The sequence below is a fragment of the Rhizobacter sp. P2_D12 genome, from assembly GCF_056404395.1.
Map to the genome: position 1 here is coordinate 21913 of NZ_JBFUEB010000053.1, position 22295 is coordinate 44207.

Consider the following 22295-nt stretch of genomic DNA (forward strand, 5'->3'; position numbering starts at 1 on the left):
AGTTTCCCGATGGCAGTCCATGAAGCACCCCACCACGGCGAGGCCCCGAACCGGCTCAGCCTCGACCTCGCGCTGCAGGGCGGCGGCTCGCACGGCGCGTTCACCTGGGGCGTGCTCGACCGCCTGCTGGAAGACGAGCAGATCAGCTTCAGCGGCGTCTCCGGCACCAGCGCCGGCGCGCTGAACGCCGCGGTGATGGCCACCGGCTACAAGAAAGGGCGCCGCGAGGGTGCGCGCGAGGCACTCACCGAGTTCTGGCGCGACGTCAGCCGTTCCGGATCGATCTTCTCGCCGTTCTCGGCCAGCCAGACGCACGCGCTGACCGACAACTTCAAGCTCGACAAGCTGCCCGGCTACCAGTGGATGAGCTCGTTCTTCCGCTCGTTCAGCCCGTACGAGTTCAACCCGCTCAACCTGAACCCGCTGCGCGACGTGCTGCGCCGCCACGTCGACGAGGAGGCGGTGCATGCGAGCGGGTTGCGCCTGTTCGTCACCGCCACCAGCGTCACCACCGGCCAGGCGCGCGTGTTCACCGGGCGCGAGATCACGGTCGATGCGCTGCTCGCGTCGGCCTGCCTGCCGTTCCTGTTCCAGGCGGTGCAGATCGACGGCGAGCCGTACTGGGACGGCGGCTACACCGGCAACCCGGCGATCTACCCGCTGATCTACCAGACCGCCGCGCTCGACATCGTGCTGGTGCGCATCAACCCGCTGATCCGCGAAGGCACGCCGACGCGCAGCGAGGAGATCATGGACCGCCTGAGCGAGATCACCTTCAACGCGAGCCTGATGTCGGAGATGCGCGCGATCTCGTTCGTGTCGCGGCTGGTGCGCGAAGGCAAGCTCGACCCGGGCCGCTACAAGGACCTGCGGCTGCACATGGTGGCCGACGACGACGGGCTGGGTCCGTACGGCGCGAACAGCAAGTTCAACACCGACCGCGCCTTCCTCGACGACCTGTTCGCGCTGGGCCGAAGTGCGGCCATGGCCTGGCTGAAGAAGCACCGCGCCGACATCGGCGTGAAGTCGACGCTGGATGTCGACCGCGAGTTCCTGCGCGGCCCGAAGAAGCACAAGGCCCCGTAGTCCCGCGCGGCATCCGTGAGCAAGATCCAACAGACGCGCGCAACCGATTGCGGCGATCATCGCGGTTTCGCGCCGCCGCTTGCTTTCCATGTCCGCCCCCACGCCGTCCGCCCCCCAGCCCCGCCCCGGGCTGATCACCCTCACCTGGCCGCTGTTGGCCGAACTGGTGCTGGGCCTGCTGGTCGGGCTGACCGGGCTGTGGCTGGCGTCGCGCCAGTCCGACACCGCGTCCGGCGCATTCGCTCTGGCCAACAACGTGCAGGCCTCGTTCTTCCTGCTGTTCCGCATCATCAGCATGGGCGTCAGCGTGGTGATCACGCAGAACCTGGGGGCCGGCAACCGGGCCGGCGCCGACGAGACGGCGCGGGCGGCACTGGGCGCGAGCACCTGGCTCGGCCTGGGGGCCGGGCTGGTGGTGGCGGCCTGCGCCAACCCGCTGCTGAGCGTGCTGAACGCGCCGGCCGACGTGCTGCCCATCGCCGGGCCCTACCTGCGCGTGCTGGCGGTGGCGCTGGCGCTGGATGCGTTCAACGCCAGCATGTCGTCGGTGATGCGCGCGCACCTGCATGCGCGCGACACGCTGATGAACATGCTGGCGATGCACAGCCTGCACCTGCTGATCTGCACGCCGTTGATGACCGGCTTCGGCCCGGTACCGGGCCTGGGCCTGCCGGGCTTCGCGCTGGCGATGGCGCTGAGCCGCGCGTTCGGCGTCGCCTTCCACCTGTGGCTGTGGCAGCGCCGGCTGGACCTGGTGCCGACGGGGCGCGACTGGTGGGTGATGCGCTGGCGCCGGCTCGGTCCGGTGCTGCACATCGGGCTGCCCGGTGCGGCCGAGAACGTGGCCTACCGGCTGGCGCTGCTGGTGACGATCGCGCTGGTGGCGCGCATGGGCGCGGCCGAGCTGGCGACGCACAGCTACACGATGCAGATCATGTACTTCATCCTGGTGTTCGGGCTGGCGATCGGCTTCGCGAGCGAGATCCTGGTCGGCCACCTGATCGGCGCGGGGCAACTGCATGCAGCGCACCGGCTGGTGCGCAAGAGCCTGCGCTGGGGGCTGCTGGTGTCGACCAGCCTGGCGCTGGTGGGTGCGCTGACGGCGCGGTGGACGATGCAGCTCTTCACGCACGACCCGCGCATCATCGAGGCCGCGACGACGCTGCTGTGGATCACGGTGCTGCTGGAGCCGGGGCGCACCTTCAACCTGGTGGTGATCAACGCGCTGCGCGCCACCGGCGACGCGAAGTTCCCGGTGATGGCGGGCGCGGCGTCGATGGTGTTCGTGATGGCGGGCGGCGCCTGGCTGCTGGGCGTGTACTTCGGGCTCGGGCTGGTCGGCGTGTGGATCGCGTACGCGGCCGACGAGTGGCTGCGCGGGCTGACGATGGCGGCGCGCTGGTACCGGCAGGGCTGGGTGCCGTCGGCGCGGGCGACGCACCGGCGCGTGGTGCGCCAACGGCACGGCCTGGCCGCGGCGTAGCCCGGAGGCCGTTCCGGGTCAGCGTTGCACGGGCATGCACAGCTCGCAGACCACGCGCCCCTCGTCCGGCAGCACCTGCTCCACCGGATACGTCTCGAAGAACGGCGCATCCCCCACCATCAGCCCCGAGGTCGGCAGCCAGTCGTTGAGCAGCTGCCGCCAGGCGTGCTGCATCTGCGGCCCCGGCCCGTCGTAGACCAGGCAGGCGTGCAGCCCGCCGGCCACCCGCTTGCGCGACACGCGCCCGCTGACCGGCTCGTGCCAGTTCGGCGGCAGCACCACGCAGGCGTCGAAGCGGCAGCGCGAGACCGGTGCGATGTCCGGATCGTCCAGCCCCATCCCCAGCCGCAGCTGGCCGCCCAGCCCCAGTGCCTCGATGCGCGGCATGAAGGCGGCCCAGGCCTGCGACACCATCGTCTCGTAGCGCCCCTGCACCCGCCAGTACAGCACCTCGCGTTCGGGCAACTGCTTGAGCACCACGGGGTAGGGCGGCCCGAATGGCAGCGGCTGCGTGCGCACCATGTGCTGGCGCCGCTCCCACAGCAGCTGCCCGCCGCGCCGCCACGCGGTCGGCGTCATGCCGAAGTGCCGCTTGAAGGCGCGCGAGAAGGCCTCGCCCGATTCGAAGCCGACCGCGAACGCGATCGTCGTGATGCTGTCGTGCGGCGCGTGGCGCAGCCGCCCGCCGGCCGCTTCGAGCCGGCGCCGGCGCACGAAATCGAGCAGCGTCTCGCCGGTCCACGCGCGGAACACGCGGTGGAAGTGGAACGGTGAAAAGGCCGCGACGTCGGCCAGCGTCTCCAGCCGCAGGTCTTCGGCCAGGTGCGCGTCGATGTGGTCGAGCACGCGGTTCATGCGCCGCAGGTGCGCCTCGGGGGGATGGCTCAACGGTCCTCTTGTCGCAGCAGTTCGAACACGCTCGCATCGTCCATCCCCGCGAAGCCGCGCTCGCAGGCCCGCGCAAACACCGCGGCAGCCGCTTCGCCGATGGCCGTCGCCGCGCCGGCCTTGCGCGCGACGCCCAGCGCCAGGTGCGTGTCCTTGTTCAGCAGCCGGGTGTGGGCGCGCGGCAGGTAGTCGCCGCGCAGCGCGCGCCGCAGCCGGTCGGAGCCGATCCAGCTCTGGCCGCTGGACTGCTCGATCACGTCCAGCGTGCGGCCCACGTCCAGCCCCATGCGCTCGGCCAGCGCCAGCGCCTCGGCCGCGCCGGCCAGGTTGATGCCGGCCAGCAGGTTGTTGACGAGCTTGGTGCGCGCCGCGTCGCCCGGCTGCTCGCTGATGCGAAACACGCGCGACGACATCGAATCGACCAGCGCGCGGTGGCGCTCGATCGCGTCGCCGGGCCCGGCCAGCATCAGGCTCATGCTGCCGTCGCGTGCGCGGTCGGGGCCGCCCGACATCGGCGCGTCGATGCAGGCGATGCCGTGCCGGTGCAGCCCGGTCGCGAAGCGCTCGACATCGGCCGGCGCGATGGTCGGGCACAGCAGCACCGTCGAGCCGCGCGCCAGGCCGCGCGCCGCACCGTGCGTGCCGAACAGCACCGCCTCGGTCTGCGCCGCGTCGACGACGGCGACGATCAGCACCTCGCTCGAGGCGGCCACGCCGGATGGCGTCGCGCAGGCCATCGCACCGAAGCTGACGGCCAGCGCCTCGCAGCGGTCGTCGATGTCGTGCACGGCGACGGGCCAGCCCAGCGACAGCAGCCGGGCGGCGATCGCGCCGCCCATGTTGCCGACGCCGACGATGCCCACGCGGGTGGCGGGCGGGGTGTTCGTGTGGAGGGGTGCGACTGCGTCTGCGGGGTGGTGCAGGCTCATGCGGTTCGTCCGGGGGTGGCGGCGAGGCGCACAGCTTAGCGCGTCGTGGGCCCTGCCCGTCAGCTCTGCATCAGCCGCCGGCTCTTTGCGATCGACATCAGGATGCCCAGCCCCAGCCCGAGCGTGACCATCGCGGTGCCGCCGTAGCTGATGAATGGCAGCGGCACGCCCACCACCGGCAGGATGCCGCTGACCATGCCCATGTTGACGAAGGCATAGGTGAACCAGCTCAGCGTCACCGAGCCGGCCAGCAGCCGCGTGAACACCGTCGGCGCATCGGCCGCGATCAGCAACCCGCGGAAGATCAGGAACGTGAACCCGAGGATCAGCGAGACGCAGCCGACCAGGCCGAACTCCTCGGAGAAGGCCGCGAAGATGAAGTCGGTGGTGCGCTCGGGAATGAACTCGAGGTGGGTCTGCGTGCCCTTCATGAAGCCCTTGCCCTCGACGCCGCCGGAGCCGATCGCGATCATCCCCTGGATGATGTGGAAGCCCTTGCCGAGCGGGTCGGTGGTCGGGTCGAGCAGCGTGCAGACGCGGTTCTTCTGGTAGTCGCGCAGCAGCGGCCACACCACGTCGGGCTGGCAGATGCGGTCTTCCGACACCACGACCGCGGTGATCGCCGCGCCGCCGATCACCAGCACCGGGACGATCAGCTTCCACGACAGCCCGGCGAAGAAGATCACGTACAGCCCGGCCGACAGCACCAGGATCGCCGTGCCCAGGTCGGGCTGCTTGACGATCATGCCGACCGGGATCGCCAGCAGCCCGAGCGCGACCACGAAGTCGAGCACCCGCAGCTGGCCCTCGCGGCGCTGGAACCACCAGGCCAGCATCAGCGGCATCGCGATCTTCATGATCTCGCTCGGCTGGATCACGACGCCCACGTTGAGCCAGCGCGTCGCGCCCTTCTTCGTGACGCCGATCACCGCGGTGGCGATCAGCAGCGCGACGCCCACCGTGTACAGCGGCACCGCCAGCCGCATCAGCCGCTGCGGCGGGATCTGCGCGACGACGAACAGGATCACCACCGACAGCAGCATGTTGCGCCCGTGGTCGACGAAGCGCGTGCCGTGGTCGAAGCCGGCCGAGTACATCGTCACGAGCCCGGCGGCGCCCAGCAGCAGCACCGCGATCACCAACGGCGCGTCGAAGCCGGTGAAGACCGGCTTCAGCCGCTGCCAGTACGAGGGCTTCTCGAAGACGATGCTCATCGCCGGTGGCCCTTGGACGTGAAGGCCGCGGCGGCGGGAGAAGCGGCAGCCGCAGGCGCGGAAGCCGCCACCGGCACCACCAGCTCGGGCGGCACGCTCGGGCCGGCCGCCGCGACGCCGTTGATCGACACCCCCGGCAGCGGCACCGACGCGGCGGGCCGCGGCTTGCCGATCGGCGCGTAGGTCTGGCCGCCGCGTGTCGCGAGGATGTCCTCCTCGCTCGGGTACTGGCCTTCGAGCACGAAGTCGAACACGCGGCGCGCGATCGGCGCGGCGGCGCCGGCCCCGAAGCCGGCGTTCTCGACCACCAGCGCGACGGCGATGTGCGGCTCGTCCAGCGGCGCGAACGCGGTGTACAGCGCATGGTCGCGGTGGCGCTCGTCGACCTTGCTGGCGTCGTATTTCTCGTTCGCCTTGATCTGGATCACCTGCGCGGTGCCGGTCTTGCCGCCCGAGCGGTAGGGCGTGCCCTGGAACGCGCGCGCCGCCGTGCCTTCCTGCGTCACGCCGTACAGCGCCTGGTGGATGATCTCCACGTGCTCGGCTTTCCAGTCGAGCGGCGGCAGCGCGTCGCCGGACAGCTTCTGCTGCGTGCGCGTCTCGACGTTCTCGATCGCGCGCACCAGGTGCGGCTTGAAGCGCTTGCCGCCGGCGGCCACCGCCGCCTCGGCCTGCGCCAGCTGCAGCATCGTGAAGGTGTTGTAGCCCTGGCCGATGCCCAGCGAGATGGTCTCGCCGGGGTACCACTTCTGCAATTCCTTGCGCTTGTAGGCGGTGCGCTTCCATTCGGTGGACGGCAGCGTGCCGCGCAGCTCGCCCTGCATGTCGATGCCGGTCAGCTGGCCGAGGCCGAGCGGCGCCATGAAGTCGTGGATCGCGTCGACGCCCAGGTCGTTGGCGAGGATGTAGTAGTAGGTGTCGCACGACTGCACGATCGAGCGGTACATGTCGACCATGCCGTGCCCGCCCTCCTTGTCGTCGCGGAACTTGTGGTTGCCGAACCAGAAGTAGCCGGGGTCGCTGATCGCCTGCTGCGGCGTGCGCTTGCCCAGCGTCAGCGCGGCCAGCGCCATCAGCGGCTTGTAGGTCGAGCCGGGCGGGTAGGCGCCGCGCAGCGCGCGGTTCAGCAGCGGCTTGTCGTCGGATTCGTTGAGCGCCTTCCAGTTCTCGGCGTCGATGCCGTCGACGAACAGGTTGGGGTCGAAGTTGGGCTTGCTGACGAAGGCCAGCACCTCGCCGTTGCGCGGGTCGATGGCCACCAGCGCGCCGCGGCGGTCGCCGAACAGCTCCTCGACCAGCGCCTGCAGCCGGATGTCGATCGACAGCACCAGCGTGTTGCCGGGCGTCGCCGGGTTGCTCTTGAGCTGGCGCACCGCGCGCCCGCCGGCGCTGGTCTCGACCTCTTCGAAGCCGGTCGCGCCGTGCAGCTGCGATTCGTAGGCCTGCTCGATGCCGAGCTTGCCCATGTACTCGGTGCCGCGGTAGTTGGCCTCGTCCTCCGACTCGTCGATCTTCTCCTTCTCGGCCGGGTTGATGCGGCCGATGTAGCCGATCAGGTGGCTGCCGACCTCGCCCAGCGGGTAGTTGCGGAACAGCCGCGCCTTGATGTCGACGCCCGGGAAGCGGAAGCGCTGCGCGGTGAAGCGCGCCACCTCCTCGTCGCTGAGCTTGGTGCGGATCGGCAGCGAGTCGAAGCTGCTCTTGGTCTCTTCCATCAGCCGCTTGAAGCGCTTGCGGTCGCGCGGCTGCACCTCGACCACCTGCGACAGCTGGTCGATCACGCCGTCCAGGTCGTCCACCTTCGACGGCGTGATCTCCAGCGTGTAGGCCGAGTAGTTGTTGGCCAGCACGACGCCGTTGCGGTCGACGATCAGCCCGCGGTTGGGCACGATCGGCACCACGGCGATGCGGTTGTTCTCGGCCTGCGTCTGCAGCTCATCGTGGCGCATCACCTGCAGCACGACCAGGCGGAAGGTCAGCAGCCCGAAGGCGAACAGCACGAACAAGGCGGCCGCGAGCAGCCGGGTGCGGAACCGCCCCAGCTCCTGCTCGACGTTCTTGAGTTCTGTCATGTCACGACCGCGTGGAGATCACAAGGGCCGGTTCTGGTCCGGATCCGGCGGCCGGCGCTGCGGTGCCAGCAGCACCCACGATGCCACCGGCCACAGCAGGCTTTCGAACACCGGCGCGAGCATCAGTTCCCAGCCCGGCAGCATGCCGCCCACCAGCATCCGCACCACCAGCGACACCGCGTGCGCCGCGACGAACAGCGGCAGGATCTGCAGCGCCTGCGACGGCAGCCCGAACCACAGCAGCCGGCGGTGGATGGTGATCGCGAAAAAGCTGAGCAGCGTGTAGGCGAGCGCGTGCTGGCCCAGCACCGCGCTGTCGTGCACGTCCATCATCAGCCCGAACACGAAGGCCGCGCCGACGCCGACGCGCCGCGGCTGGTGCACGTTCCAGAACACCAGCGCCAGCGCCAGCAGGTCGGGCAGCGCCGGGATGCGGCCGAACGGCACCAGGTTGAACAGGAAGGCCAGCAGCAGCGAGCCCCAGATGAAGAACGGGTTGGCCGGCAGCAGCAGCTGGTCGGAGCCGCGCGGCATCATTTGCGGCCTCCCTTGCGGCCGGCCGGCTTCGCGTTGGGGTCGACGGCGGGTTCGGGCTTGGGCTGCATCTGCAGGCCCAGCGGCTCCAGCACCAGCACGTGGCGCACCGCATCGGGCTGCGCGATCGGCGCGAGCGCGATGCGCGCGAAGCCGGTGTCGACGCGGCGGTCGACGCTGACCACCTTGGCGACCGGGATGCCCGACGGATAGACGCCGTCGACGCCGGAGGTGGCGAGCACGTCGCCCACCTGCACGTCGGCGTTGCCGGCCATGAAGCGCAGCTCCAGCCCGGCACCAGTCGAGTTGCCGAAGGCGGCGCTGCGCACCTGGGTGCGCATGTTCAGCACCGGGATCGCGGCGTCCTTGTCGGTCAGCAGCGTCACCTCGGCGCTGTACGGGAAGACCCGCGTCACCTGGCCCAGCACGCCGGCCTCGTTGATCACCGGTGCGGCCACCGTCACGCCCTGCTGGGTGCCGCGGTCGATGATGACCTTGCGCGAGTACGGATCGGGTGCGTCGTACAGCACCTCGGCGGTCTGCGAGCGCACCGTCAGCCCCGGGCGCAGGTCGAGCAGCGCGCGCAGCCGCAGGTTCTCCTGCAGCAGCTGCTCGACGCGCGCCGAGCGGGCGGCCTGCTCGGCCAGTTCGCGCCGCGCCCGGGCCTCGGCCGACAGCGCCTGCTGCAGGCCCATCACGTAGTCGCTGGCCGCGCTGACCGCGTCGACCGGCGCCCGCAGCGCCCGCTCGACCGGGTTCAGCACGGTGGCCAGCACCGCGCGCAGCGGCTGCGTCAGCTTGAAGCGGGTGTCGGCGACCATCAGGAACAGGGCCAGCGCGGAGAAGAACATCAGCCGCGTGAGAGCCGACGGGCCCTGTCGGAAGAAGGGCGGTGGGGTTCGGTCGAAAGAGCCCAACGGCATGTCTTTTGAAGCGAAAAAGCCGGCCGCGTCAGCGACGCGCCGGCCGTGTGATAAAGGTCACGTTCACTCGGATGTGAAGATGGATCCCAGCCGCTCCATCCGCTCGAGCGCCATGCCGCACCCGCGCACGACGCAGGTCAGCGGGTCTTCGGCCACCAGCACCGGCAGGCCGGTTTCCTCGGCCAGCAGGCGGTCGAGGTCGCGCAGCAGGGCGCCGCCGCCGGTCAGCATCATGCCGCGCTCGGCGATGTCGGCGCCCAGTTCGGGCGGGGTCTGCTCGAGCGCGTTCTTGACGCTGGAGACGATCTGGTTGAGCGGGTCGGTCAGCGCCTCGAGGATCTCGTTGCTGCTGATCGTGAAGCTGCGTGGCACGCCCTCGCTGAGGTTGCGGCCCTTGACTTCCATCTCCTTGACCTCGGAGCCGGGGAAGGCCGAGCCGATGTTCTTCTTGATCGCCTCGGCGGTGGGCTCGCCGATCAGCATGCCGTAGTTGCGGCGGATGTAGTTGATGATGGCTTCGTCGAACTTGTCGCCGCCGACGCGCACGCTGCCCTTGTAGACCATGCCGCCGAGCGAGATCACGCCGACCTCGGTGGTGCCGCCGCCGATGTCGACCACCATCGAGCCGCTGGCTTCGCTGACCGGCAGGCCGGCGCCGATCGCCGCGGCCATGGGTTCCTCGATCAGATAGACCTCGCTCGCGCCGGCGCCGAGCGCCGATTCGCGGATCGCGCGGCGCTCGACCTGGGTCGAGCCGCAGGGCACGCAGATGATGATGCGCGGGCTCGGCTTCAGCATCTTCGAGTCGTGGACCATCTTGATGAACTGCTTGAGCATCTGCTCGGTCACCGTGAAGTCCGCGATCACGCCGTCTTTCATCGGGCGGATGGCCTCGATGTTGCCCGGCACCTTGCCGAGCATGGCCTTGGCCTCGGCGCCGACGGCCTGGATGGTCTTCTTGCCGTTCGGGCCGCCTTCGTGTCGGATCGCGACGACCGAGGGCTCGTCCAGCACGATGCCCTTGCCGCGCACGTAGATCAGCGTGTTGGCGGTGCCGAGGTCGATGGCCAGATCGGTGGAGAAGTAGCGGCGCAGGGATGCAAACATGTGCGGGTGTTCTTGTTGGCGTCGACCGGCCGGGGGGCCACTCGCCGCGAGCGCGAAATTTGGGAGTCCAACCTGGGGAGTCCAACCGGGGTCCGCGAGCCGCTCGAAAGTCCTGCAAACCCTTGAATTTGCACGCCGAAAGAGGCTTGTGGATAACCGGGGATAATACCCCAACACCCCTGGAATTCAGCCCCGTCGGCACCCTCTCCAACGCTCAAATTCCCCATGGCCCTGGACTCCAAAGACGTCAGCCGCATCGCGAACCTCGCCCGTCTCGAACTCAAGCCCGCCGAAGAGGCGGCGATGCTGCAGCAATTGAACGGATTCTTCTCGATCGTCGAGCGCATGGGCGCGGTCGACACCAGCGGTGTCGAGCCGCTGTACACGCCGCTGTCGGCGGTGCAGGAGGTGGCGCTGCGCCTGCGCGACGACGTCGTCACCGAGACCGACCGCCGCGAGGCCAACCAGCGCAGCGCGCCGGCCGTCGAGGACGGCCTGTTCCTCGTGCCCAAGGTCATCGAATGAAGCACGACCTCCACCAACTGGGCGCCGCCGAGCTCGGCCGGGCGCTGGACGCGGGCCAGGTCTCCAGCGTCGAGGCGACGAAACATCTGCTCGCACGGGTTGCCGCGCACCAACAACTCGGCGCCTTCCTGTGCGTGGACGCCGAGGGCGCGCTGCAGCAGGCGGCCCGCGCCGATGCGCGCCGCGCCGCCGGCGAGACCGGCGCGCTGCTGGGCGTGCCGCTCGCGCACAAGGACATCTTCGTCACCGAGGCGCTGCCCACCACCGCCGGCTCGAAGATGCTCGAGGGCTACCGCAGCCCGTTCGACGCCACCGTCGTGACCCGGCTGGCCGCGGCCGGCACGGTGACGCTGGGCAAGCTGAACTGCGACGAGTTCGCGATGGGCTCGGGCAACGAGAACTCGGCCTTCGGGCCGGTCCGCAACCCCTGGGACCGCTCGCGCGTGCCGGGCGGATCGTCCGGCGGCTCGGCCGCCGCGGTCGCGGCGCGCCTGGTGCCGGTGGCCACCGGCACCGACACCGGCGGCTCGATCCGCCAGCCGGCCAGCTTCACCGGCATCACCGGCATCAAGCCGACCTACGGCGTGTGCTCGCGCTACGGGATGATCGCGTTCGCGTCCAGCCTCGACCAGGCCGGGCCGTTCGGCCGCAGCGCCGAGGATTGCGCGCTGCTGCTGTCGGCGATGAGCGGCTTCGACGAGCGCGATGCCACCAGCGCGCAGCGCCCGCCGCAGGACTACACGGCGGCGCTCGTACAGCCGCGCCAGGGTGCCACGGCCGCGCAGCCGCTGAAGGGGCTGCGCATCGGGCTGCCGAAAGAGTTCTTCCCGGCCGCGCTGGCCGCCGATGTCAACGGGGCGCTGCGCGCCGCGCTGGCCGAACTGGAAAAGCTGGGCGCGACGCTGGTCGACGTGAGCCTGCCGCGCACCGAGCTGTCGATCCCGGTCTACTACATCATCGCGCCGGCCGAGGCCAGCTCGAACCTGAGCCGCTTCGACGGCGTGCGCTTCGGCCACCGGGCCGCGGCGTACGGCGACCTGCTCGACATGTACAAGAAGAGCCGGGCCGAGGCTTTCGGCGCCGAGGTCAAGCGCCGCATCATGATCGGCACCTACGTGCTCAGCGAGGGCTACTACGACGCCTACTACCTGCAGGCGCAGAAGCTGCGCCGCATGATCGCCGACGATTTCCAGCGCTGTTTCGCGCAGTGCGACATGATCGCCGGGCCGGTGGCGCCGACGGTGGCCTGGAAGCTGGGCGACAAGAGCGACGATCCGGTGGCCAACTACCTGGCCGACATCTTCACGCTGCCGGCCAGCCTGGCCGGCCTGCCGGGCATGAGCCTGCCCGCCGGCTTCGGCGAAGGCGGCATGCCGGTGGGCCTGCAGCTGATCGGCAACTATTTCCAGGAGGGCACGCTGCTGCACGCGGCCCACGCCTTCCAGCAGGCGACCGACTGGCACGCCCGCGCACCTTCGACCTGACCATGGCAAGCACCCCTCCCCTGATCCGCGGCTACGAGGTCGTCATCGGCCTCGAGACGCACGCCCAGCTGTCCACGCGCAGCAAGATCTTCAGCGGCTCCAGCACGCAGTTCGGTGCCGCGCCCAACACGCAGGCGTCGGCCGTCGACCTGGCGCTGCCGGGCACGCTGCCGGTGATGAACCGGGGCGCGGTCGAGCGCGCGATCCGCTTCGGGCTGGCGGTTGGCGCGACGGTGGCGCCGCTGTCGATCTTCGCGCGCAAGAACTACTTYTAYCCCGACCTGCCSAAGGGCTACCAGATCAGCCAGTACGAGACGCCGGTGGTGCAGGGCGGCTCGGTCGAGTTCTTCGTCGGCGACCAGCGCCACAAGGTGCAGCTGACGCGCGCCCACCTGGAAGAAGACGCCGGCAAGTCGCTGCACGAGGACTATGCCGGCCAGASCGGSATCGACCTGAAYCGCGCCGGCACGCCGCTGCTGGAGATCGTCACCGAGCCGGACATGCGCGCCAGCACCGAGGCGGTGGAGTACGCGAAGGCCCTGCATTCGCTGGTGGTGTGGCTCGAGATCTGCGACGGCAACATGCAGGAAGGCAGCTTCCGCTGCGATGCCAACGTGTCGGTGCGCAAGCCCGGTGCCGAGCTCGGCACGCGGCGCGAGATCAAGAACCTGAACAGCTTCAAGTTCTTGCAGCAGGCGATCGACGCCGAGATCCAGTGGCAGATCGACCTGCTCGAGGATGGCGGGAAGGTCCAGCAGGCCACGGTGCTGTTCAACCCCGACAGCGGCAAGACCGAGATGATGCGCACGAAGGAAGATGCGCACGACTACCGCTACTTCCCCGACCCCGACCTGCCGCCGCTGGTGATCGCTCCCGAATGGATCGAGCGCGAGCGTTCGCAGATGCCCGAGCTGCCGCGCGTGATGGCCGAGCGCTTCCAGAAAGAGTACGGGCTGCCGGCCTACGACGCGTCGATGATGACGCAGAGCAAGGCCTTCGGCGCCTGGTTCGAGGCCGCGGCCAAGGCCTGCGGCCAGCCGAAACTGGTGGCCAACTGGCTGATGGGCGAGGTGTCGCGCCGGCTCAATGCCGAGGAGAAGGACATTGCGCGCAGCCCGGTCGATGCGGCGACGCTGGCGGCGCTGATCGGCCGCATCGCCGACGGCACGATCTCGAACAGCGGCGCGCGCCAGGTGTTCGAGCAGCTGTGGTCCGAGGGCGGCGAGGTCGATGCCATCATCGAGGCCAAGGGCCTGAAGCAGATGAGCGACACCGGCGAGCTGGAGCGCATCCTCGACGAGGTGCTGGCGGCCAATGCCAAGTCGGTGGAGGAGTTCCGCGCCGGCAAGGACAAGGCGTTCAATGCGCTGGTCGGCCAGGCGATGAAGGCGACCAAAGGAAAGGCCAACCCGTCGCAGGTGAACGAGCTGCTCAAGAAGAAACTCGGTTGACGGCGGCCCCCGGATTGGCATCCGGGCTACGAGTCCGAGCGGGCCGAGCGCCGGGCCGCCCCAAGCCGGCCCGCATCCCCTCGGGGGATCGACCGGCGTACCCGCCGGGCGAGGGGTCGTCATGTCACCCGGATGACAATCCGGGACCGCACGGCAGCCGGCGTTATCTCTTTCGCGGCGGTGGGGCCGACGCCGCCGGCAAGGCCCCCATCGACCCCGGCGACGCCCCGCCCCACAGCTTCTTCAGGCGTTCCAGCTCGACGTCGTAGAGGTTGTTGATGCGCACGATCTCGTCCTGCTGGTTCTGCACCAGCGAGCGCTGCGCGGCCACCGCGGCATCGTTGGCGTCGAGTTGCTGGCGCAGCTTGGACGGCGGTTTCTTGCCCTTGTAGAACTCGAGTTCGTCGGCCAGCGGCTTGCGCGCCTGCTCGAGCTCGGCCAGCCGTCCCTGCGAGAACGCGACCCCCTTGCGCACGTCGTCGAGCGCCGCTTCGCGCGCCTTCATGTGGGTGGCCTCGTTGGGAAAACGCGTCACCAGGTTGCGGTCGCGCCGGATGGCGTCCTGCTGCGCGACGCGGTCGGCCGCGGCCTGGCGCTCCCGGGCTTCGGCCTCGGCGCGCTCGTCCGCCGTCATCGTCGGCGGCACCACCTGGCGCACCGAGCCGTCGGCATTCAGCATGCGCTGCTCGCGCGCCGAGCATTCGGCGATCGGCCGGTCAGACGTCAGGCGGCGCCCGCTCGCGTCGACGCAGCTGTAGATCGCGGCGCCGGCACTGCCGCTGGCGGCCACCAGGGCCACGATCAGCAGCGCCTGCCTCCCCGGGTTTGCCCTTCCCATCGCATTGGACAGCCTCGCCATTTACACCCCGTAACGGTCTCTGTAGGCGGCCACGCGTGCCAGGTGGCTGTGCAGGGCCGGGTCGTCGTTGTGTTGCAGATACTGCAGCAAGTCCGCCAGCGTCGCAATGGCGAGTACCGGCATGCCGTACGCTGCTTCGAATTCCTCAACGGACGACCGCTCGCTCAGGTTGTCATCGCTGCCCTTGCGTTCCATGCGGTCCATCGCGATCAGGACCGAAACCGGTTGCGCCCCGGCGGCGCGGATCATGTCGACCGATTCGCGCTTGGAGGCACCGTCGGTGATGACGTCGTCGATGATGACGACGCGGCCCTTCAGCGGCGCGCCGACCATCAGGCCGCCTTCGCCATGGTCCTTGGCTTCCTTGCGGTTGTGGCAGAACGGCACGTTGCGGCCCAGGCGCGCCAGGGCCACCGCGGTGGCCGATGCGAGGGTGATGCCCTTGTAGGCCGGGCCGAACAGCATGTCGAACCCGACGCCCGAGGCGAGCAGGCGCCGCGCATAGAATTCCGCGAGGCGGCCCAGCTTGGCGCCGTCGTCGAACAGGCCGGAATTGAAGAAATAGGGCGACAGCCGCCCGGCCTTGGTCTTGAATTCCCCGAACCGCAACACGCCGGCTTCCACCGAGAAGCTGACGAAATCTTTGGCCAGGGTGTCAGCGGTGGGGCTCATCGGAGGTCTTTCGTGTTCCGTCTGGTGTCTTTGAATCTGAACGGCATTCGGTCCGCGGCCACCAAGGGTCTGGTGCCCTGGGCCGAAAGCATTGGCGCCGATTGTATGGGGGTGCAGGAGGTCAAGGCCCAGGCCGCCGACATCGCCGGCCGCTTCGAGCGCGTGCACGACATGGACGGCCATTTCCACTTCGCCGAGAAGAAGGGCTACTCGGGCGTCGGGCTGTACACCCGCAAGGCGCCGAGCGACGTGGTGGTGGGCTTCGGATCGCCGGAGTTCGATGCCGAAGGCCGCTACATCGAGGCGCGCTTCGACACCCCGAAGCGCAAGCTCAGCATCATCAGCTGCTATTTCCCGAGCGGCTCCAGCGGCGAGGAGCGGCAGCTGGCCAAGTTCCGCTTCCTGGCGCTGATGACGCCGTACCTGCAGCGGCTGAAGGCCGAGCGCGAGTTCATCCTGGTCGGCGACATCAACATCGCCCACAAGGAGATCGACCTCAAGAACTGGCGCAGCAACCAGAAGAACAGCGGCTTCCTGCCCGAGGAACGGGCCTGGATGACGCACACGCTGGACGAACTGGGGCTGGTCGACGTGTTCCGCACGCTGAACCAGAAGGCCGAGCAATACACCTGGTGGAGCAACCGCGGCCAAGCCTGGGCGAAGAACGTCGGGTGGCGGCTCGACTACCACCTGGCGACGCCTGCGCTGGCCGCGAAGGCGCTGCGCGAGCACATCTACATCGAGCAGCGCTTCTCGGACCATGCGCCGCTGGTCATCGACTACGACTTCACGCTGTGAGCGGCACGAAGCGCTGAAAAGCGCCGCAGGCCACGGCCTGTTCGCCGCATGCGCGAAGCGCGCGTCGCTGAAGAATGAGGGCCGCCCACCGGCGCGGGCCCCCTTCATTCCATGACGAGACGACGCGAGGATTCCCGATGATCAAGACGCTGACGACGCTGGCCCTGTCCGGCCTGGGCCTGCTGGCCGCCACCGCCCATGCCGGCGAGGTCTACACCGGCCTCGGCACGCACGGCGCGATGCTGGGCTTTGCGCAGCCGGTGGCTCCGTCGGTCACGCTGCGCGCCGACGTCGCCTCGCTCGGCAAGCACGGCACCACCGAGACCGAGAACAACATCAACTACGACGCCGAGCTGAAGTTCAGCCGCGCCGGCCTGTTCGCCGACTGGTTCTTCAGCGGCGGCTGGCGCCTCACCGGCGGCGTGACCTTCAACGCGATGAAGCTCGACCTGGTCGGCCGTGCCAACAACAACCAGATCACGATCGGCGACACCACCTACACGACGCAGGCCGGCGACCGCTTCGATGCGCAGGTCAAGTTCCCGTCGACGACGCCCTTCGTCGGCTTCGGCTACGGCCACCAGGCGACGACCGAGGGCGGCTGGGGCTTCCACTTCGACCTGGGCGCGAGCATCGGCCGCGCCACCGTCAGCTCGGCCGTCAGCGGCCCGACCTTCGACAGCATGACCGGCGCGCAGCGCGACCAGCTGAACGCCGACGTCAACAAGGAAACCCAGGAGCTGCGCGACGGCGTCGGCAGGATCCGCGCGATCCCGCAACTGAGCCTGGGCGTGAACTACCGCTTCTGAGGCCCGCAGGTCGAGCTAGCATCGCGGCATGCAGCTCGACACCCTCGAATCCGAAACCGGCCCGAACCCGACGGCCAGCATCATCTTCCTGCACGGCCTGGGCGACAGCGGGCACGGCTTCGCGCCGTTCGCGCACGAACTCGACCTGTCCGCCGCCGGCCCGGTGCGCTTCATCTTCCCGCACGCACCGACGCGTCCCGTCACCATCAACGGCGGCCACGTGATGCGCGCCTGGTACGACATCCTCGGCGCCGACCTGGTGCGGCGCGAGGACGAGACCGGCCTGCGCGAGTCGCAGGCGCTGGTCGATGCGCTGATCGCCCGCGAGCGCGCCCGCGGCATCCCGGCCTCGCGCATCGTGCTGGGCGGCTTCTCGCAGGGCTGCGCGATGACGCTGCTGACCGGCCTGCGCCACGCCGAGCGCCTGGCCGGGCTGATCGGCCTGTCGGGCTACCTGCCGCTGGCGGCCCAGACCGCCGCCGAACGGCACGGCGCCAACCACGGCGTGCCGGTCTTCCAGGCGCATGGCCGGCAGGACCCGGTGATCCCGATCGCGCGCGCCATCGCCTCGCGCGACGCGCTGCTCGCGCTCGGCCATCCGGTGGAATGGCACGAGTACCCGATGCCCCATTCGGTCTGCGGCCCCGAGATCGCCGACCTGACGCGCTGGCTGCTGGCGCTGCTCGGCCCCGGTAAATAAATCACAAACCGGCACGGCGGTATTCACCCCCTGCCGGCATCTGACATCACTACGCTGTAACAAGGTGAACAGCTCCGCTGTGTCGCCTTTTTCGAAGGACAGCGCCATGTTGGATGAACTGCTCTCCCCCCCGGCCGAAACCCGCCAGCCCGGCCACGCCCCCAGCGCACGCAGCAACCGGCAGCCCATCGCCTACGTCGGGCCCGAGCGCCGCCATGCCACCTCGGCGATGGCGCACTGGCTGACGCTGATGCTCGACGAGATGGATCACGGGCTGCTGCTGGTCGATGCCGCCGGTGGCCTGCGCCATGCCAACCAGCTGGGTTGGCAGGCGCTGCAGGACGGCGATTGCCTGCGCGCCACCCAGGGCCAGGTGCACCCGCGCCATGCCGAGGAACTGCCCGCCTACCTGGCTGCCCTGGTGGGCGCCTGCACCGGCCGGCGCCGCATGCTGAACCTGAGTCGCGAGAACGGCGTGATGCCGGTCGCCTTCGTGCCGATGCCGGTGCCGGAAGACGAGCGCCTGGCGATGCTGGTGCTCGGCAAGCGCCACCGCTGCGAGGCGCTGACGCTCGACTTCTTCGCCCGCACGCACAGCCTGACGGCGGCCGAGACCAAGGTGCTGTGCGGCCTGTGCGAAGGCCTGCGGCCGAAGGAAGTGGCGCGCGAGGCCGGTGTCGCGGTGTCGACGGTGCGCTCGCAGATCAGCAGCATCCGCACCAAGACGCAGACGGCGAGCATCGGCGACCTGCTGAACCGCGTGGCCGTGCTGCCGCCGATCACGCCCGCGATGAAGACCGGCTTGTCTCATTGACGCCCCACTGACAGCGGCGTGCTAGAGTTTTTGGATCGCTTCCCGGCCATTCGCCGGGAAGCGTTTCCATGGATTCCGCCGCCGCTGGCCTTTCTCACGCATCCGCTCTCTCCGAATCGCTGGGCCTGTTGTCGGCCCGGGGCGAGCAGCGCCGCTACCGCAAGGGCGTGCTGCTGATCCAGGAAGGCGACCACGGCGACACCTTGTTCATCCTGATCTCGGGCCGGGTCAAGGCGTTCTCGATCGACGAGCGCGACCGCGAGATCGTCTATGGCGTCTACGGCCCCGGCGAATACCTGGGCGAGATGTCGCTGGACGGCGGGCCGCGCTCGGCGTCGGTGATCACGCTGGAGCCGACCGTCTGCTCCGTGGTCACGCGGCACACGCTGCGCCAGCACATCGCCGAGCGGCCCGAGTTCGCGTTCGAGCTGATCTCGCGCGTGATCCATCGCGCGCGGCTCGCGACGCAGAGCGCGCGCAGCCTCGCGCTGCTCGATGTCTACGGCCGCGTCTCGCACCTGCTGAACAGCCTCGCGGTCACGCTGCCCGACGGCACGCGGGCCATCACCGGGCGGCTGACGCACCAGGAGATCGCCAGCCGCGTCGGCTGCTCGCGCGAGATGGTGAGCCGGCTGCTGAAGGACCTGGATGCCGGTGGGCACATTGCGGTCAGCAGGACGCAGATCGTGCTCAAGCGCCCGTTGCCGGCGCGTTGGTAGCCCGGATGCCCCTCCGGGCTACTTCTTCGCGGGCGGCTCGAAGCGCTGGCTTGGCTTGGCCGCCCGCGCATACAGGCCTTCCACCCGCGGCAGGTTCGCCTCGATGTCGCGGATCCGCGTCGGCCCCGACGGGTGGGTCGACAGGAACTGCGGCGGCGCGCCCTTGCTGGCCTGCGCCATCTTGTTCCACAGGCTGACGCCGGCGCGCGGGTCGTAGCCGGCGCGCGCCGCGAGCTCCATGCCGACCAGGTCGGCCTCGGACTCGTCCTCGCGCCCGAACTTCAGCGTCAGCAGCTGCCCGCCCATGTCGGCCACGCTGCGGCCCAGGTTGCCCAGGCCCAGCACCGCGGCGCCGAGCCCGATCACGCCCTGCGTCGCCAGGTTCTTGCCCATGCGCTCGCGCGCGTGCTCGCGCAACGCATGCGCCACCTCGTGGCCCATCACCATCGCGACTTCGTCGTCGGTCAGTTGCAGCTGCTCGAGGATGCCGGTGTAGAACGCGATCTTGCCGCCCGGCATGCAGAACGCATTGATCTGCGACGAGCCGATCAGGTTGATCTCCCATTTCCAGCGGTTGGCGCGGTCGTTCCATTGCGCGCTGAACGGGATGATGCGGGCGGCGATCGCGCGCAGCCGGATCACCTGTGGATGGCTGTCGGGGCCGAGCGCACGCTTCTGCGCCGCCTGCTGCTTCAGCTGCGCATACTGCTGTGTCGCCGCGGCCTCGACCTGGTCGGCCGGCACCAGCTTCGCGAACTGCGATTCGTTGCCGACGTCCACGCCCTCGCGCGCCCACGCCGGCACCGCCATCGCCGCACCGGCGGCAAGCAGCGTGCCCGCGAAGCGGCGGCGCGAATGCAGCGCACAGCTGCAGGTGATCGGGGGCAGGTCGGCGTCGTGGTTCATGGCGGTATCAGACCGAAGGTGGGGTCGCAGGTTCCAGGGCTCAAGGCCCGTCAGTCGTCGCCCGGCGGCAGCGCCGGATCGACCTCCAGCGCCAGCACCGGCGCCTTCAGCCACACCAGCATCAGCAGGGCCGGCACGGCCAGCAGCGTCGACATCACGAAGAAGCTGGGCCAGCCGATGGTCTCGGCCGTCACGCCGGCCAGCGGCCCCACCCAGACCCGCCCCACCGACGCGAAGGCGCTCAGAAGCGCGTACTGCGTGGCGGTGAAGCGCTGGTTGCACAGGCTCATCAGGAAGGCGACGAAGGCGGCCGTGCCCATGCCGCCGGAAATGTTCTCGAACGCGATCACCATCAGCAACCCGCCATCCACCGGCGTGGCCTGCATCAGCTTGACGATGCCCCAGTCGAAGGCCGGGATCGTCAGGCCCGGCATCACGCCGCGGCCGTTCACCGCCAGCCACCAGAAGCCCAGGTTGCTCAGCATCTGCAAGACGCCGAACAGCAGCAGCGAGCGCCACAGCCCGAGCCGCAGCATCAGCGCGCCGCCCACCAGCGCGCCGCCGATCGTCAGCCACAGCCCGATCAGCTTGTTGGCGACGCCGACCTCGGCCGAGCCGAACTGCATCGCCTTCAGCAGGAACGGCGTCATCAGCGAGCCGGCGAAGGCGTCGCCGAGCTTGTACAGCACGATGAAGGCCAGGAAGGCGCCCGCGCCCGGCTGGCCGAAGTAGCTGCGCAGGCCGCCCAGCAGCGTCTCGAAGCGCGCCGCCTTCGCGGCCCAGGCAGCCAGCGGCAGCGTGAACGCGATGCCCAGCAGCAGCGCGAGCAGCTCGGTCCACTTCTGCTGCAGCGGCAGCGACAGGCTGCTGCCCGACCACAGCGGCGACAGCAGTGCGGTCGCGAGCGGCAACCCGTAGCGGTCGCTCAGCACGAAACCGATGGCGACCGCGCACAGCACCGCGGCGAAGCCCAGCACGTCCTGGCGCGCGACGCTGGATGGCCGCTCGGCCACCGGCAGGCGCGGCAGCGCGAGCGCCGACAGCACGGCCGTGCCCACCATCAACCCGGCCATCACGCGGTAGACCTCGGGCCAGGACCAGCCGCCGCCTTGCAGCGGGTCGACCCAGATCAGCGCCACGCCGCCCGACAGGATCATCGCGAGCCGGTAGCCCAGCACGTACAGCGACGAGCCCAGGCCGCGCTCGCGCGGCGGCAGCAGGTCGGTGCGGTAGGCGTCGACCACCACGTCCTGCGACGCCGACACGAAGGCCACCAGCACCGCCAGCAGCGCGAAGCTGCGCGTCGCGCTGCCCGGCGAGGTGGCTGCCATCAGCAGCAGCGCACCGGCCAGCGCCAGCTGCGTCAGCACCAGCCAGCCGCGGCGCCGCCCGAGCCAGGGCAGCTCGAAGCGGTCCATCAGCGGCGCCCACAGGAACTTGAAGGTGTAGGGCAGGCCGACCAGGCTCAGGAAGCCGATGGTCGCCATGTCGATGCCCTCGACGCTGAGCCAGGCCTGCATCGCCTGCCCGGTGAGTGCCAGCGGCAGCCCGGACGCGAAGCCGAGCACGGTCACCACCAGCAGCCGGTATCCGACAGCAGCGCGGGAAGACGACAGCGCGGGCAGCGGCTGCACGGGAGCGGAATCGGGCATGGGCCGATTCTAGAGACGGCGGGCCACCGGCCCCGCGGCTACTTCGGGGCCGATGCCGCCGCCGGCTGTTGCCGGTAGATTGCCTCGGCCAGCGCCAGCAGCTGCTCGCGCGGCAGGCTGCCGGCCAGCGCGTAGCCGGTGCCGGCCTCGACCCAGTAGAACAACCCGACGTCGCCGTCGCGCTCGTAGCGGAAGGCGGTGGGCGCGGCCTCGTCGGGCTTGCGCAGGTAGACCGTCACGCGGGTGCTGCCGCCRCTCGCCTGGTACATCAGCTGCGCCCCGGGGCCGGCCCCGGCGCCATCGGGCAGCAGCCGGCCGCCGACCAGCTCGTAGCCCTGCTCGCGCAGGTCGAACAGCTTGACCGGCACGTTCAGGCGCCGCGTCAGCCAGCGCGACAGGTGCTCTTCCTGGGCGCGGCTTTCCTCGGCAGTCTTGCCGGCCACCGCCACCTCGACCGGGTGGCGCTGCTCGGGCACGTAGACGCTGTGTGCCAGCGCGGCGCGCTGCACCCAGCTGCTGTTGCCACTGCCGCCGGCCTGCGCCAGCACCGGGCGTGCCGGCTGCAGCCGCCAGGTCGCGCCGGCGCCGGCCAGCCCGCCCAGCACGAACACCGCCAGCGCCGCCGCCCACTGCCCGCGCCCCTGCCACCATGGCGGCGCGGCCTCGGGCG

The 22295-nt window shown here is 70.0% G+C and carries 22 protein-coding genes; 10 read left to right on the forward strand and 12 right to left on the reverse strand.

The features are described 5' to 3' along the window. Positions 1–9: 9 nt before the first annotated feature. The gene (locus AC1DYN_RS18205; RefSeq protein ID WP_477962073.1) at positions 10–1086 is read left to right on the forward strand and encodes a patatin-like phospholipase family protein; all 1077 of its coding nucleotides are present in this window, start codon (positions 10–12) and stop codon (positions 1084–1086) included. Between the two features lie 88 nt (positions 1087–1174). Continuing rightward, on the forward strand, positions 1175–2569 hold the full coding sequence (locus tag AC1DYN_RS18210) for an MATE family efflux transporter (protein ID WP_477962075.1): 1395 nt from the start codon (positions 1175–1177) through the stop codon (positions 2567–2569). Positions 2570–2587: 18 nt separating this feature from the next. Here the strand turns inward: AC1DYN_RS18210 and AC1DYN_RS18215 are convergent, their stop codons facing one another. The 7 genes from AC1DYN_RS18215 to AC1DYN_RS18245 all read right to left on the reverse strand — a co-directional run bounded on the left by AC1DYN_RS18215 (position 2588) and on the right by AC1DYN_RS18245 (position 10236). Next, positions 2588–3457, reverse strand: a complete 870-nt coding sequence (locus AC1DYN_RS18215; RefSeq protein ID WP_477962077.1) for an AraC family transcriptional regulator — start codon at positions 3455–3457, stop codon at positions 2588–2590. Then, positions 3454–4386, reverse strand: coding sequence for an NAD(P)-dependent oxidoreductase (locus tag AC1DYN_RS18220; protein WP_477962079.1), 933 nt, complete (start codon positions 4384–4386; stop codon positions 3454–3456). Before AC1DYN_RS18220 ends, AC1DYN_RS18215 begins: the two co-directional genes overlap by 4 nt. 59 nt (positions 4387–4445) lie before the next feature. Beyond that, positions 4446–5600, reverse strand: coding sequence for a rod shape-determining protein RodA (gene rodA / locus AC1DYN_RS18225; protein WP_477962081.1), 1155 nt, complete (start codon positions 5598–5600; stop codon positions 4446–4448). Next, a complete protein-coding gene (gene mrdA, locus AC1DYN_RS18230; protein ID WP_477962083.1) occupies positions 5597–7672 on the reverse strand; it encodes a penicillin-binding protein 2 in 2076 nt (691 codons plus the stop codon). The genes rodA and mrdA overlap by 4 nt, the downstream gene beginning before the upstream one ends. Before the next feature lie 18 nt (positions 7673–7690). Further along, a complete protein-coding gene (mreD, locus tag AC1DYN_RS18235) occupies positions 7691–8209 on the reverse strand; it encodes a rod shape-determining protein MreD (RefSeq protein WP_477962085.1) in 519 nt (172 codons plus the stop codon). After that, positions 8206–9129, reverse strand: a complete 924-nt coding sequence (mreC, locus tag AC1DYN_RS18240; RefSeq protein ID WP_477962087.1) for a rod shape-determining protein MreC — start codon at positions 9127–9129, stop codon at positions 8206–8208. Before mreC ends, mreD begins: the two co-directional genes overlap by 4 nt. A gap of 63 nt (positions 9130–9192) precedes the next feature. Next, entirely contained in the window at positions 9193–10236 is a 1044-nt protein-coding gene (locus AC1DYN_RS18245) for a rod shape-determining protein (RefSeq protein ID WP_169667963.1), read from the reverse strand. A gap of 225 nt (positions 10237–10461) precedes the next feature. Here AC1DYN_RS18245 and gatC point away from each other — a divergent pair, with 225 nt between their 5' ends. The 3 genes from gatC to gatB are packed head-to-tail and all read left to right on the forward strand — an operon-like array spanning position 10462 to position 13696. Beyond that, positions 10462–10761, forward strand: a complete 300-nt coding sequence (gene gatC, locus AC1DYN_RS18250; protein WP_477962089.1) for an Asp-tRNA(Asn)/Glu-tRNA(Gln) amidotransferase subunit GatC — start codon at positions 10462–10464, stop codon at positions 10759–10761. Further along, positions 10758–12245 (forward strand): Asp-tRNA(Asn)/Glu-tRNA(Gln) amidotransferase subunit GatA, encoded by a 1488-nt coding sequence (gatA, locus tag AC1DYN_RS18255; protein WP_477962091.1) that lies wholly within the window; start codon positions 10758–10760, stop codon positions 12243–12245. The genes gatC and gatA overlap by 4 nt, the downstream gene beginning before the upstream one ends. Before the next feature lie 2 nt (positions 12246–12247). Next, positions 12248–13696, forward strand: coding sequence for an Asp-tRNA(Asn)/Glu-tRNA(Gln) amidotransferase subunit GatB (gatB, locus tag AC1DYN_RS18260; RefSeq protein WP_477962093.1), 1449 nt, complete (start codon positions 12248–12250; stop codon positions 13694–13696). Between the two features lie 163 nt (positions 13697–13859). Here gatB and AC1DYN_RS18265 read toward each other — a convergent pair whose 3' ends face one another. Next, entirely contained in the window at positions 13860–14534 is a 675-nt protein-coding gene (locus tag AC1DYN_RS18265) for a DUF4124 domain-containing protein (RefSeq protein ID WP_477962095.1), read from the reverse strand. 21 nt (positions 14535–14555) lie between these two features. Continuing rightward, positions 14556–15227 carry an orotate phosphoribosyltransferase gene (gene pyrE / locus AC1DYN_RS18270; protein ID WP_477962097.1) on the reverse strand — a complete coding sequence of 224 codons (672 nt, stop codon included), beginning with the start codon at positions 15225–15227 and terminating at the stop codon, positions 14556–14558. 12 nt (positions 15228–15239) lie between these two features. On the opposite strand from pyrE, the gene AC1DYN_RS18275 reads away from it, so the two are divergent. From AC1DYN_RS18275 to AC1DYN_RS18295, 5 genes are all read left to right on the forward strand, one after another. Beyond that, a complete protein-coding gene (locus tag AC1DYN_RS18275) occupies positions 15240–16025 on the forward strand; it encodes an exodeoxyribonuclease III (protein ID WP_477962099.1) in 786 nt (261 codons plus the stop codon). Between the two features lie 137 nt (positions 16026–16162). Continuing rightward, entirely contained in the window at positions 16163–16834 is a 672-nt protein-coding gene (locus AC1DYN_RS18280) for a hypothetical protein (protein ID WP_477962101.1), read from the forward strand. A gap of 28 nt (positions 16835–16862) precedes the next feature. Beyond that, on the forward strand, positions 16863–17534 hold the full coding sequence (locus tag AC1DYN_RS18285) for an alpha/beta hydrolase (protein ID WP_477962103.1): 672 nt from the start codon (positions 16863–16865) through the stop codon (positions 17532–17534). A gap of 106 nt (positions 17535–17640) precedes the next feature. Continuing rightward, the gene (locus tag AC1DYN_RS18290) at positions 17641–18348 is read left to right on the forward strand and encodes a helix-turn-helix transcriptional regulator (protein ID WP_477962105.1); all 708 of its coding nucleotides are present in this window, start codon (positions 17641–17643) and stop codon (positions 18346–18348) included. Positions 18349–18416: 68 nt separating this feature from the next. Further along, positions 18417–19067 carry a Crp/Fnr family transcriptional regulator gene (locus AC1DYN_RS18295; RefSeq protein WP_477962107.1) on the forward strand — a complete coding sequence of 217 codons (651 nt, stop codon included), beginning with the start codon at positions 18417–18419 and terminating at the stop codon, positions 19065–19067. 18 nt (positions 19068–19085) lie between these two features. Here AC1DYN_RS18295 and AC1DYN_RS18300 read toward each other — a convergent pair whose 3' ends face one another. From AC1DYN_RS18300 to AC1DYN_RS18310, 3 genes are all read right to left on the reverse strand, one after another. After that, positions 19086–19973: a M48 family metallopeptidase gene (locus tag AC1DYN_RS18300; RefSeq protein WP_477962109.1), complete on the reverse strand. Its 888-nt coding sequence runs from the start codon at positions 19971–19973 to the stop codon at positions 19086–19088. 50 nt (positions 19974–20023) lie between these two features. Next, entirely contained in the window at positions 20024–21625 is a 1602-nt protein-coding gene (locus tag AC1DYN_RS18305) for an AmpG family muropeptide MFS transporter (RefSeq protein WP_477962111.1), read from the reverse strand. Between the two features lie 38 nt (positions 21626–21663). Next, positions 21664–22295, reverse strand: a 632-nt coding sequence (locus tag AC1DYN_RS18310; RefSeq protein ID WP_477962113.1) for an anti-sigma factor family protein, incomplete at its 5' end; no start/stop codon positions are given.

Coding starts and splice junctions, on each gene's coding strand:
- AC1DYN_RS18205 (WP_477962073.1), top strand. CDS start 10: ATGGCAGTCCATGAAGCACCCCACCACGGCGAGGCCCCGAACCGGCTC.
- AC1DYN_RS18210 (WP_477962075.1), top strand. CDS start 1,175: ATGTCCGCCCCCACGCCGTCCGCCCCCCAGCCCCGCCCCGGGCTGATC.
- AC1DYN_RS18220 (WP_477962079.1), bottom strand. CDS start 4,386: ATGAGCCTGCACCACCCCGCAGACGCAGTCGCACCCCTCCACACGAAC.
- rodA (WP_477962081.1), bottom strand. CDS start 5,600: ATGAGCATCGTCTTCGAGAAGCCCTCGTACTGGCAGCGGCTGAAGCCG.
- mrdA (WP_477962083.1), bottom strand. CDS start 7,672: ATGACAGAACTCAAGAACGTCGAGCAGGAGCTGGGGCGGTTCCGCACC.
- mreD (WP_477962085.1), bottom strand. CDS start 8,209: ATGATGCCGCGCGGCTCCGACCAGCTGCTGCTGCCGGCCAACCCGTTC.
- mreC (WP_477962087.1), bottom strand. CDS start 9,129: ATGCCGTTGGGCTCTTTCGACCGAACCCCACCGCCCTTCTTCCGACAG.
- AC1DYN_RS18245 (WP_169667963.1), bottom strand. CDS start 10,236: ATGTTTGCATCCCTGCGCCGCTACTTCTCCACCGATCTGGCCATCGAC.
- gatC (WP_477962089.1), top strand. CDS start 10,462: ATGGCCCTGGACTCCAAAGACGTCAGCCGCATCGCGAACCTCGCCCGT.
- gatA (WP_477962091.1), top strand. CDS start 10,758: ATGAAGCACGACCTCCACCAACTGGGCGCCGCCGAGCTCGGCCGGGCG.
- AC1DYN_RS18265 (WP_477962095.1), bottom strand. CDS start 14,534: ATGGGAAGGGCAAACCCGGGGAGGCAGGCGCTGCTGATCGTGGCCCTG.
- pyrE (WP_477962097.1), bottom strand. CDS start 15,227: ATGAGCCCCACCGCTGACACCCTGGCCAAAGATTTCGTCAGCTTCTCG.
- AC1DYN_RS18280 (WP_477962101.1), top strand. CDS start 16,163: ATGATCAAGACGCTGACGACGCTGGCCCTGTCCGGCCTGGGCCTGCTG.
- AC1DYN_RS18285 (WP_477962103.1), top strand. CDS start 16,863: ATGCAGCTCGACACCCTCGAATCCGAAACCGGCCCGAACCCGACGGCC.
- AC1DYN_RS18290 (WP_477962105.1), top strand. CDS start 17,641: ATGTTGGATGAACTGCTCTCCCCCCCGGCCGAAACCCGCCAGCCCGGC.
- AC1DYN_RS18295 (WP_477962107.1), top strand. CDS start 18,417: ATGGATTCCGCCGCCGCTGGCCTTTCTCACGCATCCGCTCTCTCCGAA.
- AC1DYN_RS18300 (WP_477962109.1), bottom strand. CDS start 19,973: ATGAACCACGACGCCGACCTGCCCCCGATCACCTGCAGCTGTGCGCTG.
- AC1DYN_RS18305 (WP_477962111.1), bottom strand. CDS start 21,625: ATGCCCGATTCCGCTCCCGTGCAGCCGCTGCCCGCGCTGTCGTCTTCC.